Raw genomic sequence first — 12,539 nt, forward strand, 5'->3', positions numbered from 1 at the left:
CCAACGTGAATGTCCCGTTAAAGGTGACGACCGGCGGATCGCCCTCTATATCCGTCTGCTTCCTCCCGCAGACTGGACGACCATGGCCCGCATCCTCATCACCTCGGCGCTGCCCTACATCAACGGCATCAAGCACCTTGGGAATCTGGCCGGGTCCATGTTGCCCGCAGACGTCTGGGCGCGGTTCATGCGCGGCCGCGGCCACGACGTCCTCTACGTCTGCGCCACCGACGAGCACGGCACCCCGGCCGAGCTGGCCGCCGCCGCCGCCGGTCAGGACGTCCGCACCTATTGCGACGAACAGCATCAGGTTCAGCGCCGGGCCGGCGAGGCCTTCAACCTGTCGTTCGACGTCTTCGGCCGCAGCTCCAACGCCCCGAACACCCGCCTGACCCAGCATTTCGCCAAGGTGCTGGAAGAGCGCGGCCTGATCGAGGAGCGCGTCGACCGGATGATCTATTCGATCGACGACGCCCGCTTCCTGCCCGACCGCTACGTCGAGGGGACCTGCCCGCACTGCGCCTATGAAAAGGCGCGCGGCGACCAGTGCGACAACTGCGGCCGCCTGCTGGACCCGACCGATCTGATCAATCCCTATTCGGCGGTCTCGGGCAGCCGCAATCTGGAGGTCCGCGACACCCGCCACCTCTATCTGCTGCAGACCAAGGTGGCCGACGAGGTCCGCGCCTGGGTCGACGCTCGCTCGGAAGGGTGGCAGCCGCTGGCCCGCTCCATCGCCTACAAGCATCTGGACGAAGGCCTGATCGACCGCGGCATCACCCGCGACCTGAAATGGGGCGTGCCGGTCGTCGGTCCCGACGGCGGTCCGCGTCCGGGCATGGAGGGCAAGGTCTTCTACGTCTGGTTCGACGCCCCCATCGAATACATCGGCGCGACCGAGGAATGGGCTGAAGCTTCGGGCGGAAACTGGCGCTCGTGGTGGCGTCTGGACGAGGGCGCCGACGATGTCCGCTACGTCCAGTTCATGGGCAAGGACAACGTCGCCTTCCACACCGTCAGCTTCCCCGCCACCATCCTGGGCTCGGGCGAGCCGTGGAAGACGGTCGATCAGCTGAAGGCCTTCAACTGGCTGAACTGGTACGGCGGCAAGTTCTCGACCAGCATGGGCCGGGGCGTTTTCATGGATCAGGCGCTGGAGCTGCTGCCCGCCGACTACTGGCGCTGGCACCTGACGGCCTATGGCCCGGAACACTCTGACGCCGCCTTCACCTGGGAGCAGTTCCAGGCGACGACGAACAAGGACCTGGCCGACGTCCTGGGCAACTTCGTCAACCGCATCGTCAAGTTCACTGAGTCCAAGTTCGACGGCGTCGTGCCGGAGGGCGGCGAGGCCGGCCCGCTGGAAGCCAAGCTGGCGACCGACCTGAAGGCCGGTCTGGAAGCCCTGACCGCCGAGTTCGAGGCCATGGAGTTCCGCAAGGCGGCCCAGGCTGCGCGCGCCCTCTGGGTCATGGGCAACGAATACCTGCAAGAAGCCGCCCCGTGGACGGCGCTGAAGACCGACCGCGACCGCGCCGCCGTCGTGGTGCGCACCGGCCTGTCGCTGGTCGCTCTGTTCGCCCGCATTACCGTGCCCTTCATGCCGGGCAGCGCCGAACGCATCGGCGCGACGGTCGGTGCGACCGACCTGTCCTGGCCGAACGCCGACGCCGACCTGCTGAACCTGGTCCCCGCCGGTCAGACGGTCGCCGCCGCCGAGGTCCTGTTCGCCAAGATCGAGGACGCCCAGGTCGCCGAATGGACCGAACGCTTCGGCGGCGCCGAGGGCTGAGCCGTCCGAGCGCTGGATAGAAGAAAGGCCCGGATCGCTCCGGGCCTTTTTTGTATCAGGAGGCGGGCTGGTCCGCCGCCACGGGCGGCTGGTCGCGTCGTTCGCGGCCGCCGGGCAGGGCGGCGGGCGTGTGGGAATCCGGACCCTTGCCGCCGTGCCGCAGGTGCTTGGCCTGTTCTGCCGCGCCGATGTCGAGGAAGCCGGGGGCCGAGGCGTTGAACTGATCCGTGTGGCCGGTGCGCACGATCACCGAACGCCCGCCGTCCCAGATCATGTGCAGGGCGACGTAGAGGACGATGGCCAGGCCGACGTAGGCGATCCAGCGATAGCGGTTCAGCAACCTGGCGATGAAGGTCGCGGCCAGACCCATCAGGGCGATCGACAGGATCAGGCCGAAGACCATGATCCAGGGGTGGTCGTGGCTGGCGCCGGCGACGGCCAGCACATTGTCCAGCGACATGGTCAGGTCGGCGATCATGATCTGGATCAGGGCGGCGCCGAAGGTCTTGCGCTTCAGGCCCAGTTCCTCGGGGCTGGGGCCGCCGCCGTTCTCGATGGCCAGGGCGCGTTCGATCTCGGCCTCGGCCTCGGCCTGGTCGTGGGTGGCCTGTTCGCGCAGTTCGCGCCACATCTTCCAGCACACCCAGAGCAGCAGGAAGCCGCCCGCCAGCAGCAGGCCGACGATGGCCAGAAGCTGCACGGTGACGAGGGCCAGGCCGATGCGCATGACGACGGCGGCGGCCAGGCCGATCAGGATGGCTTTGCGGCGCTGTTCCTGGGGCAGGGCGGCGGCGGCGAGGCCCACGGCCACGGCGTTGTCGCCGGCCAGCACGAGGTCGATCATCAGGACCTTGCCGAGGGCGGAGGCCTGACTGACGAATTCGGGATTTGAGAGGAATTCCATCCGGGTTTCATAAGGCCCGGGCGAAGCTGCGCCAAGACGCCGCAGGCAAAGTCATCCTCCCGCCGACGCTAGAGCGCCGACGGGAGGAGCAAGGATCAGGCCGGGCGCTGGGCGCGGGCGACTTCATACAGGGCGATGGCCGCCGCATTGGAGACGTTCAGGCTCTCGAATCCGCCGGGCATGGGGATCTTGGCCAGGACGTCGCAGTGCTCGGCCACCAGCCGGCGCACGCCGTCGCCTTCCGAACCCATGACCAGGACGGTCGGGCGCGAATCGAGGGCCTGTTCCAGCGTCAGTTCGGCGGCGCCGTCCAGGGCCACGGCGCGCCAGCCCATGTCGGCCAGCTTTTCCAGCGCGCGGCTCAGGTTGGTGACGCGGGCGCAGGGCAGGCGTTCGGTCGCGCCGACAGCCGCCTTGGCCAGGGCGCCGGCCAGGGCGGGCGAGTGCCGGTCCTGCACGACGATGCCCTTGGCCCCGAAGGCCAGGGCCGAACGGAAGATGGCGCCGACGTTCTGGGTGTCGGTCAGCTGATCCAGCATGACGATGACGCCGCTGGCCTCCTCGGCCAGGTCTTCCAGAGAGACGCCTTCCAGCGGCTGCACCTTGAAGACCATGCCCTGGTGAACGGCGCCGGCGGGCAGCATCCGGGCGAGGGCGACAGAATCAATCACCTCGATTCGGTGGCCGTTCGCCAGATTTTCCCGTTCGATTTCAGCGGCGCGGTCCTCCGTGACCATCAAACGGCCCATGCCGCGACGGGCCGGATTGGCCAAGGCGGCTAGAACCGGGTGGCGGCCCCAGAGAAAATTATCCGCATCGGCCTTGCCGCGCGGGGCCTTGGGGGCTGAATCGCCCCCGGAACGGCCTGTCGGCGCAGGCGACCAACCCTTCTCGGGCCGACTCTCCCCGCGCTTGTGGAAAGACTGCTTTTTACCGGGTTTCCGGTCGTTGCGTTCTGGAAATGACGACACTATAAGACGGCCTCCGATTTGGGCCCTAGGGCTTCGGGTCAGGCGCTTCCTCTATTACAGGCGTCGCCGGACACGAAGGCTTTCGCGACGAAAATGATCGAAAGATCATTCCGTTGCGTTTCCAGACCGGTTTTGAAAACGCGCGCTGGGGGAATGTCCCGAGTGGCAAAGGGGGCGGACTGTAAATCCGCTGCGTAAGCTTCGAAGGTTCGAGTCCTTCTTCCCCCACCACGCGCGTTTCGAAATCGAGAGGACGGGAACCTCAAAAAGGAATCGGGTGCGGAAACGCTGACCTCTCACGGGGTCGGGGCAACGCATTCTTCGCGCGGGTATAGCACAATGGTAGTGCAGCAGCCTTCCAAGCTGAGGATGTCGGTTCGATCCCGTCTACCCGCTCCAGGTTTTTTGAACTGAGCAGAAGCGCCCCTCCGCTTTGGACCCGGGCCACAGGAGTTTGGCCATGGCCAAGGAAAAGTTCGAACGCACTAAGCCGCACTGCAACATCGGCACGATCGGTCACGTTGACCACGGCAAGACGACGTTGACGGCTGCGATCACGATGACGCTGGCGAAGGCCGGCGGCGCGAAGGCGATGAACTACGCCGACATCGACGCCGCCCCGGAAGAAAAAGCCCGCGGCATCACGATCAACACGGCTCACGTCGAGTATGAGACGGCCAACCGTCACTACGCGCACGTCGACTGCCCCGGCCACGCCGACTACGTGAAGAACATGATCACGGGCGCCGCTCAGATGGACGGCGCGATCCTGGTGGTTTCGGCCGCTGACGGCCCGATGCCGCAAACGCGCGAGCACATCCTGCTGGCCCGTCAGGTCGGCGTGCCGGCCCTGGTCGTCTTCATGAACAAGGTCGACCTGGTTGACGACGCCGAGCTGCTCGAGCTGGTGGAAATGGAAGTGCGCGAGCTGCTCTCGTCCTACCAGTTCCCGGGCGACGACATCCCGGTCACCATGGGTTCGGCCAAGGCCGCGACCGACGGCGTGAACCCGGAAATCGGCGAGCAGCAAGTGCTGAAGCTGATGGAAACCGTCGACGCCTACATCCCGCAGCCGGAACGTCCGGTCGACCTGCCCTTCCTGATGCCGGTCGAAGACGTCTTCTCGATCTCGGGCCGCGGCACCGTGGTCACGGGCCGCGTCGAAAAGGGTATCGTCAAGGTCGGTGAAGAAGTCGAAATCGTCGGCATCCGTCCGGTCCAGAAGACGACCTGCACGGGCGTCGAAATGTTCCGCAAGCTGCTGGACCAAGGTCAAGCGGGCGACAACGTCGGCGTGCTGCTGCGCGGCACCAAGCGTGAAGACGTCGAGCGCGGCCAAGTGCTGTGCAAGCCGGGCTCCATCACCCCGCACACCAAGTTCATGGCTGAAGCCTACATCCTGACCAAGGAAGAAGGCGGCCGTCACACGCCGTTCTTCACGAACTATCGCCCGCAGTTCTACTTCCGCACGACGGACGTGACCGGCATCGTTCACCTGAAGGAAGGCGTTGAGATGATCATGCCCGGCGACAACGCCGAGCTGAGCGTCGAGCTGATCACCCCGATCGCCATGGATCAGGGCCTGCGTTTCGCCATCCGCGAAGGCGGCCGCACCGTCGGCGCCGGCGTGGTCGCCAAGATCATCGAGTAATCGATCGATCCGAGCCCTCGGGCTCGAACAGTAAGCGTACCGGCCTCAAGCAGCGCGCAAGCGCGGTAGGCCAAGCGTAAAGCGTAACAGAGCGGCCTCCGGAGCAATCCGGGGGCCGTTTTTGCCGTTCGGGGCAGGGGGCGATTGACCTGTATCAATTGTCGCACCCGATCTCGCGATAAGTCGCTGAAAAGCGTCGATATTAACGACCCGAAGGCAGGATCGGCGCATGGCTTCCTCGTGAAAAGGGATACTCATGACTGACATCGACTGGCCGCGCCGCGCGGGCCTGTCCGGGGCGTTGGACGAAGCGGCGATCGTGGCCATCACGGATCGCGCGGGCCAGATTCTGTACTGCAATCAGAAATTCGCCGAGATCAGCGGCTACAGTCGTGAGGAGTTGGTCGGGCAGAGCCATCGGCTGGTCAATTCCGGCCATCACCCGCGCGAGTTCTTCCAGAACCTGTACCGCACGATTGCGAGCGGCGTCGTGTGGCGGGGTACGATCCAGAACCGCAACAAGAACGGCGACCTCTATTGGGTCGACACCACCATCGTGCCGAACCTGGGCGAGGATGGCCGGCCCGAGACCTATACGGCCATCCGCTTTGAAGTCTCCGACCACGTGCGGGCGCTGAAGGCGTTGGAGATCGCTCAGGAGGAGGCCCGCAGCGCGGCGCAGGTCCGGGACCGATTCTTCGCCAACATCAGCCATGAGGTGCGCACGCCGCTGAACGCCGTGCTCGGCCTGGCCTCGGCCTTGGCGCATACGACGCTGACGGAGCGGCAGGCGCAGATGCTGTCCCTGATCACGGGCGCCGGCGACGCCCTGCGTCGTGTGCTGGACGACATGCTGGACCTGTCGAAGATGCAGGCCGGGCAGTTCCGCCTGGCCCCGGCGCCGTTCGACCTGCGCGCCGACATTGCGGCGGTCGTGGAGATGCGGGCGGCGACGGCCGAGCGGGGCGATGTGGCTCTGTCGGTCGCATTTTCCGACGCGGCCAGCGGCCGGGTGATGGGCGACGGCGTCCGCATCACGCAGATCGTGTCCAATCTGGTCTCCAACGCGGTCAAGTTCACGCCGATGGGCAAGGTGGACGTGCGGGTCGATCTGACAAGCCAGGCGGACGGCGACCGTCTGCGGATCGAGGTGCAGGACACGGGCATCGGCTTCGATCCCCAGACGGCCGCGCGCCTGTTCAATCCCTTTGTCCAGGCCGACGACACGATCTCGCGCGAGTTCGGCGGGACGGGGCTGGGACTGTCGATCTGCCGGTCCCTTGCCGAACTGATGGGCGGCGAGATTTCGGCCCGATCGACGCCGGGAGAGGGCAGCGTGTTCTCCGTCGTTCTGCCTATCGAGCGTCTCGAGCCAGCGCCCGAGGTCTCGAACGGCGACGACAGCCTGCAGGTCGCCGCTGGAGGCCTGCGCATCCTTCTGGTTGAGGACAATCCGGCCAATCAGATGGTGGTCCGATGCCTGCTGGAGCCCTTCGGCTTCGAGATCGTGACCGCCGACAACGGCCAGGAGGGCGTCGATCAGTTCGAGCGGGGCGGCTTCGACTTGATCCTGATGGATATGCAGATGCCGGTGATGGACGGGCTTGCGGCGATCTCGATCATCAGGGGGCAGGAGGCTCAGAAAGGGCTGGTCCGGACACCGATCGTCATGCTGACCGCCAATACGACCGACACGCATCATGAACGGGCTCGGCAGGCCGGGGCTGACGCCCTGTTGGCCAAGCCCGTGACGTTGGAAATCCTTCTGGAGGGGCTGAGCCAGGGCATGGCGGCGGCTGAAGCACGCGCCGTGGCCGCGATCGCCGCCTGAGGTTTTGGGGGTGCGGAACCGCCCGTCGCGCCTGACGTTGGATCACGACGTTAAGGAATGGGTAACCATAGATGCGGCGCGCGATCAGGCTTGGATTGTTCATTGGGACCATCGTCGGGATGAGCGCATGCGCGTCCGTGCCGGATTCCGACGGCCGACCGACCTCGGGCGCCTATGGTTCGATCGGTGTCGGCCGGACCTACTAAGCGGACGCCGCCGGCAATGAAATGCTGGCGCGGCCGGGCGATCAGCCTTACTATTGCGAAGCGGACGCCGGTTGTCGCGCCGCGCCGCGGGTTTCTCCCCTTTCGATGTTGACCATCGCTATCGTCGTCGTGCTGCTGCTTGTGGTGCTGAACGGCCTGTTCGCCATGACCGAGCTCGCGGTCGTTTCATCGCGCAAATCCAAGCTTCAAAGCCGTGCCGAACGCGGGGATCGCGGGGCCCGAGCGGCTCTGAAGCTGTCCGAAGAGCCGACGCAGTTCCTGTCGGCGGTTCAGGTCGGCATCACCCTGATCGGCATTCTGGCGGGCGCCTATGGTCAGGCGACCATCGCGGGCGAGCTGGACCGGATCCTGGAAGCCAACTTCCCGGCCTTCGCTCCCTATTCAGAGATCGTCTCGACGGCCCTGGTGGTCGTGCTGATCACCTATGTCTCGCTGATCGTCGGCGAACTGGTGCCCAAGCGCCTGGCCCTGATCTTCCCTGAGGCGATCGCGTCGAAGATGGCGGCGCCGATCTCGACCATGGCCCTGGTGATGAAGCCCTTCGTGCTGCTGCTGACGGCCTCGACCTCGGGCATTCTCAAGGTCATGGGCGTCAAGGACCGCGACGGTTCGGATGTCACCCAGGAAGAGGTCGAGAGCATTCTGGCCGAGGGCGCGTCCGCCGGCCTGATCGAGCCTGAAGAGCAGGTGATGATCGAGGAAATCCTGCGCCTGGGCGACCGCGCGGTGCGCGTGGCCATGACGCCGCGCCACGAGGTCTTCTGGATCGCCCTGGACGACCCCGAGGAAGTGCTGCGCGAGGAAATCCGCACCTGCCCCTATTCGCGGATCGTCGTGGCGCGCGAGAGCGACGTCGATAATCCCTTGGGCGTGGTCCACAAGAAGGACCTGCTGGACGCCCTGCTGACCGACGGTTCCTACGATATCGAGAAGCTGGTGGCCGAGCCGGCCTTCATCCCGCAGTCGACCTCGGTGCTGAAGGCGCTGGAGATCCTCAAGGGATCCAAGGTGCACATGGCCTTCGTCGTCGATGAATACGGCGCCTTCGAAGGCGTGGTCACGGCCACCGACCTGCTGGAGATGATCGCCGGCGACTTCAACGAGAGCCACGACGAACTGGACCTGTCGATCCGCAAGCGCGAGGACGGCTCATGGGCCGTCGATGGTCAGGCCGATCTGGACGAACTGGGCGACGTGCTGGGCGAGGACTTCGGCGAGCATGAGAGCTTCCACACCGTCGCCGGTCTGGTGCTGCACCATCTGTCGCGCCTGCCGCACGAGGGCGAGGTGCTGCAGTTGGGCCGGTTCGAGGTCGAGGTGATCGACATGGACGATCGCCGGATCGACAAGCTGCTGTTCCGGGCGATCATTCCGGGGGGGAACGCTCCTACCGACACCAACTGATGGGGCCGGCCGCGCCAGCGGCGTTAGGGCTTCCTTGAGCGAGCGCACGACCGCCAGGCGGACGTGCGCTTTTTCATGCTCAGTTGTTCCGATCTTCGCCCATGTTGCTCCAGACGGAGGCGAAGCCGAGGACGGCCATGAAGACGAGGAAGGCCGAAACAATGGCGGCGATGACGGGAACGACGTCTGCGGGCATGGGATATCTCCTTTGATCCCAGTAGAGCCGTTTCCGGGCGGCCGTGCCTTGATGGAGATCAAAGGAATGTTGAGGGATCAGGCCGCCGCGCACGCCTCTCGGGCCGACATCCGGACCGCGCCGGACGGCGACAGGCCCGTGACCGTCAGGCGCTGATCGCACAGCGCCAGAGGCGCAGGGCGGTGGCTGACCAGAACCAGACCCTGGCCCGAGCGGTCCAGGCGGCGGGTCAGGCGTTCCAGCACGCGCGCCTCGGTGGCGGCGTCCAGACCCTCGGTCGGCTCGTCCAGAACCAGCCAGGGCGCGGGACGCAGATAGGCGCGGGCCAGGCCCAGACGACGGCGCTCGCCGCCGGACAGCCGGGCGCCGTTCTCGCCGAGCGGCGCGTTCAGACCTGCGGGCGCGGCGCGGACGCGGTCGGCCAGATCGGCGTCCTCCAGCGCGGCCCACAGGGTCTCGTCGTCGGCGGTCGGCAGGGCCAGCTTCAGGTTCTCGCGCACGGTTCCGGTCAGCAGCACGGCTTGCTGCGGGGCATAGGCGAACAGGGCCCGCACGGCGTCAGGGGCGGTCTCGGCGGCGTCGACGTCGCCGAGCGTCGCCTCGCCGGGCAGGGGCGCACGCAGTTGCATCCAGCGTTCGATCAGGGTTGTCTTGCCGGCGCCCGACGGGCCTGTGACGGCCAGGCGCTGCGGCGGGGTCAGCGTCAGGCCGGCGGAAGGCAGGCCAAGGATCGGTGTGGCTGGGGCGGTTGAGGCGGCGGGGGCTTCGTCCAGAAGCTCGCCCAGCCGCTCGACCGCCGCCTTGACCGCGCCGTTGTGGCGGAAGGCGGTCAGCAGGGCGCCCGCGCTCTCGACCGTGACGACAGCGGCCAGAATGGCCAGGGCGATCAAGGGCGGAGAGGCGGACCCGGCGGTGGCCATCACGCCGAGGACGGCCAGGGCCATGGCGGCCGACTGGGTCAGCATGATCCAGCCGCCGGCCGAAGCCAGACGCTCGGTGGCGTCTTCCAGCACCGCGCCGCGCTCGGCCAGGCGGTTCACGGCCCAGCCCTTGACGCCATAGGCCTGAAGCTCGGGCGCGGCGGCGGCGAAGGCGGCGAACTGGGTCTTCAGATCGCCGGACGCGGCCTGAACCGCGCGCCCCGCGGGTTCGGCCACCCAGCGCCCGACAAGGGCGGCGGCCAGAACGCCCAGGGCGCTGGCGGCGGCGATGGCCAGGGCGGTCGTCCAGCCGGTCAGCAGGGACAGACCGATGCCGGCGATCAGGCCGGCGGCGGCGCCCCAGGGGGCGGACAGGCGCACGAAGCGGTTCTGGATCGCATCGACGTCCTGAACCATGCGCGATGAGGCTTCGCCGCCGGCGAGCGCAAGGGCGCGCGAGGCGGGACCGCGGGCGACGCCCTCGAACAACTGCGGCCGCAGCGCCGCCAGAGCCTTCAGCGCGGCGTCGTGGCCGGCGACGCGCTCGCCGTAGCGCGAGCCGGTGCGGACGATGGCCAGGAAGCGGATCAGGGCGCTGGGCACCATGAAGTTGAAACTGTAGGCCGCAGCCGATCCCGCCATCCCGGCGAGCGCCGAGGCGGTGATGAACCAGCCGGATACGCCCAGCAGCAGGACGGCGGCGGCGGAGACCAGGGCGGCTGTGACGGCGGCGGTCAGCAGGCGCGCGCCCTGGCGACGTTCCTGCGCCCGGATCAGGGTCTTGAGGCGGGCGACGCCAGCGGCCTTCACGGCGCTCACAGCCGCACCACGACGTCGGCCAGTTCGGCGACGGCCTCGGAATGGGTGGCGATCAGGGTGGTGCGGCCCTCAGTAGCGGCGCGGATGACGGGCAACAGGGCGGCCTCCGACGCGGCGTCGAGGTTGGCGGTCGGCTCGTCCAACAGCAGGAGGGGTGCGGGCTTGAGGAAGGCGCGGGCAAGGCCCAGCCGCCGCCGCTCGCCGCCCGACAGGCCGCCGCCGCGTTCGTCGATGACGCGGTTCAGGTCGCCGCAGAAGCCGGCGCGGGCGGCGGCCTCCATGACGCGCGACGAGAGCGCGCCGCGCCAGGCCAGGGCGATGTTCTCGGCCAGGGTTCCGGGAATGACGACCGGCGCCTGACCTGCCCAGGCGATCCAGGCGGTCAGGTCGGGATGGTCGGACAGGCGCGCCTCGCCGACTTCGACCTCGCCGCCGCTCAGGGGGGACAGGCCGAGGAAGAGGTGCAGCAGGCTGCTCTTGCCCGAACCGCTGGGGCCGAGCAGGGCCACGGTGGCGCCGGGCGCGACAGCCAGATCGAAGCCGGTCAGGACGGGCGCACCGGCCTCATAAGCAATGGCTACGTCGCGAAAGGCGATGGCGGGGGCGCTCGCAGGAACAGGCGGTCGAACCGGCGCGATCTCGGCGGCGACGGTCAGCTTGCGCAGGCTGGGCACGGCGGCTTCGGCGGCCTGCCTGTCGTGATAGGCGGCGGCCAGGCGGCGCATCGGCGCATAGACTTCCGGCGCGAGCGCCAGCAGGAAGAAGGCGCGGGTCAGGCTCAGTTGCTCGGGCGCGGGGAAGGGCAGCAACTTCAGCAGGTTGAAGCCGCAATAGACGGCGACTAGGGCGACGGCCAATGCCGAGAAGAACTCCAGAATCGCCGAGGACAGGAAGGCGATCTTCAGCACCTTGCCCGTGCGGCGGGCCAGGTCGTCGGAGGCGCGGGTGATCACCGCCGTCTGCTGTGTCTCGGCCTGGAAGGCCAGGATGGCGGGCAGGGCGCGGATGCGGTCGAGGAAGAGGCCGGACAGCCGCTCCAGCGCCTGAAACTGACGCCGGCTCTCGGCGCCCGCCGCCATGCCGGTCAGGGCCATGCCGACGACGAAGGGCGCCAGGGTGAAGAGGAAGATGCCGGCGGTGAAGGGGCTGACCACGGCGGCGGCGAGGATCAGCAGCAGGGGCGTCACGGCGGCGGCCATGCGGGCGGGCTGGAAGCGCGAGACATGGCCGTCCAGCGCCTCGACCCCTTCGTTGGTCGCGGTCATGGTTTCGGCGTCGGACAGACGACCCGAGAAGGCGCCGTTCAAGGCCTGTCGCCGCAGGTCGCCCTTGACCGCCCGGGCCGCGCGCGCGCCGACGACCGTGGCGCAGTGGGCCAGGACGCCGCGCGCCAGCAGCGACGCGATCGCCAGGGCGGCGCCGGGCAGGGCGTGGCTGAACCCTTGCGGCAGGGCGCCGACCGCCAGGCCGAGCCCCGCCGCGAAGCCGACAGCGGGAACCGCGTCGGCGATCACCAGTCCGCTGGCCAGGGCCATGATCCGCTTGCGGGGGGCAAGCGCCGCCTTCAGCCACTGGGCGGGGGCGGCGTCTGCATCGATCGGCTGAGCCGTCATCGTCTCTCCTGCTCCGTCCGCGCGAACAGACACAAACCAGCGCGAAGGCGCATTGGGCGAATCGTCCTTGTGACGAAACAGCCTTGGGCGAAACGCCGTCTAGAGCGAGTCATCCAACCTGGGCTTTGATTAAGATCAAGGTATGCCGACACGGCAAACTTTAAGGTTATAGTCGAACGCCGGTCGATGGGGGCTGGCGGTCAGGAGCCTG

General features: G+C 67.7%; 8 protein-coding genes and 2 tRNA genes. 6 read left to right on the forward strand and 4 right to left on the reverse strand.

The features are described from left to right. The first annotated feature begins 82 nt into the window (after positions 1 to 82). Positions 83 to 1,792, forward strand: a complete 1,710-nt coding sequence (metG, locus tag AC3IS2_RS04130) for a methionine--tRNA ligase (RefSeq protein ID WP_489199402.1) — start codon at positions 83 to 85, stop codon at positions 1,790 to 1,792. A gap of 55 nt (positions 1,793 to 1,847) precedes the next feature. Here the strand turns inward: metG and AC3IS2_RS04135 are convergent, their stop codons facing one another. Both AC3IS2_RS04135 and rlmB read right to left on the reverse strand, forming a co-directional pair. Next, positions 1,848 to 2,696, reverse strand: coding sequence for a TerC family protein (locus AC3IS2_RS04135; protein WP_489199403.1), 849 nt, complete (start codon positions 2,694 to 2,696; stop codon positions 1,848 to 1,850). Between the two features lie 95 nt (positions 2,697 to 2,791). Continuing rightward, a complete protein-coding gene (gene rlmB, locus AC3IS2_RS04140) occupies positions 2,792 to 3,445 on the reverse strand; it encodes a 23S rRNA (guanosine(2251)-2'-O)-methyltransferase RlmB (protein ID WP_489199404.1) in 654 nt (217 codons plus the stop codon). A 369-nt stretch (positions 3,446 to 3,814) separates the two neighbouring features. Here rlmB and AC3IS2_RS04145 point away from each other — a divergent pair. The 5 genes from AC3IS2_RS04145 (at position 3,815) to AC3IS2_RS04165 (ending at position 8,780) form a co-directional block, all read left to right on the forward strand. Further along, positions 3,815 to 3,898, forward strand: a tRNA-Tyr gene (locus AC3IS2_RS04145). Between the two features lie 94 nt (positions 3,899 to 3,992). Next, positions 3,993 to 4,066 (forward strand) — tRNA-Gly (locus AC3IS2_RS04150). A 61-nt stretch (positions 4,067 to 4,127) separates the two neighbouring features. Further along, a complete protein-coding gene (gene tuf / locus AC3IS2_RS04155) occupies positions 4,128 to 5,318 on the forward strand; it encodes an elongation factor Tu (RefSeq protein ID WP_489199405.1) in 1,191 nt (396 codons plus the stop codon). A 256-nt stretch (positions 5,319 to 5,574) separates the two neighbouring features. Further along, complete coding sequence (locus AC3IS2_RS04160) at positions 5,575 to 7,149, forward strand: PAS domain-containing hybrid sensor histidine kinase/response regulator (RefSeq protein WP_489199406.1); 1,575 nt, start codon at positions 5,575 to 5,577, stop codon at positions 7,147 to 7,149. Positions 7,150 to 7,460: 311 nt separating this feature from the next. After that, a complete protein-coding gene (locus AC3IS2_RS04165; protein WP_489199407.1) occupies positions 7,461 to 8,780 on the forward strand; it encodes a hemolysin family protein in 1,320 nt (439 codons plus the stop codon). Positions 8,781 to 9,053: 273 nt separating this feature from the next. On the opposite strand, the gene AC3IS2_RS04170 is transcribed toward AC3IS2_RS04165, so the two are convergent. Next, positions 9,054 to 10,715 (reverse strand): amino acid ABC transporter ATP-binding/permease protein, encoded by a 1,662-nt coding sequence (locus AC3IS2_RS04170; RefSeq protein ID WP_489199408.1) that lies wholly within the window; start codon positions 10,713 to 10,715, stop codon positions 9,054 to 9,056. Continuing rightward, positions 10,712 to 12,328, reverse strand: coding sequence for a thiol reductant ABC exporter subunit CydD (gene cydD, locus AC3IS2_RS04175; RefSeq protein WP_489199409.1), 1,617 nt, complete (start codon positions 12,326 to 12,328; stop codon positions 10,712 to 10,714). Before cydD ends, AC3IS2_RS04170 begins: the two co-directional genes overlap by 4 nt. Between the last annotated feature and the right edge of the window lie 211 nt (positions 12,329 to 12,539).

It is taken from the genome of Brevundimonas sp. KH_025, assembly GCF_057839885.1.

Excerpts from the sequence above, each read along its gene's own strand:
- metG (WP_489199402.1), top strand. The coding sequence starts at position 83 with ATGGCCCGCATCCTCATCACCTCGGCGCTGCCCTACATCAACGGCATC.
- AC3IS2_RS04135 (WP_489199403.1), bottom strand. The coding sequence starts at position 2,696 with ATGGAATTCCTCTCAAATCCCGAATTCGTCAGTCAGGCCTCCGCCCTC.
- rlmB (WP_489199404.1), bottom strand. The coding sequence starts at position 3,445 with ATGGGCCGTTTGATGGTCACGGAGGACCGCGCCGCTGAAATCGAACGG.
- tuf (WP_489199405.1), top strand. The coding sequence starts at position 4,128 with ATGGCCAAGGAAAAGTTCGAACGCACTAAGCCGCACTGCAACATCGGC.
- AC3IS2_RS04160 (WP_489199406.1), top strand. The coding sequence starts at position 5,575 with ATGACTGACATCGACTGGCCGCGCCGCGCGGGCCTGTCCGGGGCGTTG.
- AC3IS2_RS04165 (WP_489199407.1), top strand. The coding sequence starts at position 7,461 with ATGTTGACCATCGCTATCGTCGTCGTGCTGCTGCTTGTGGTGCTGAAC.
- cydD (WP_489199409.1), bottom strand. The coding sequence starts at position 12,328 with ATGACGGCTCAGCCGATCGATGCAGACGCCGCCCCCGCCCAGTGGCTG.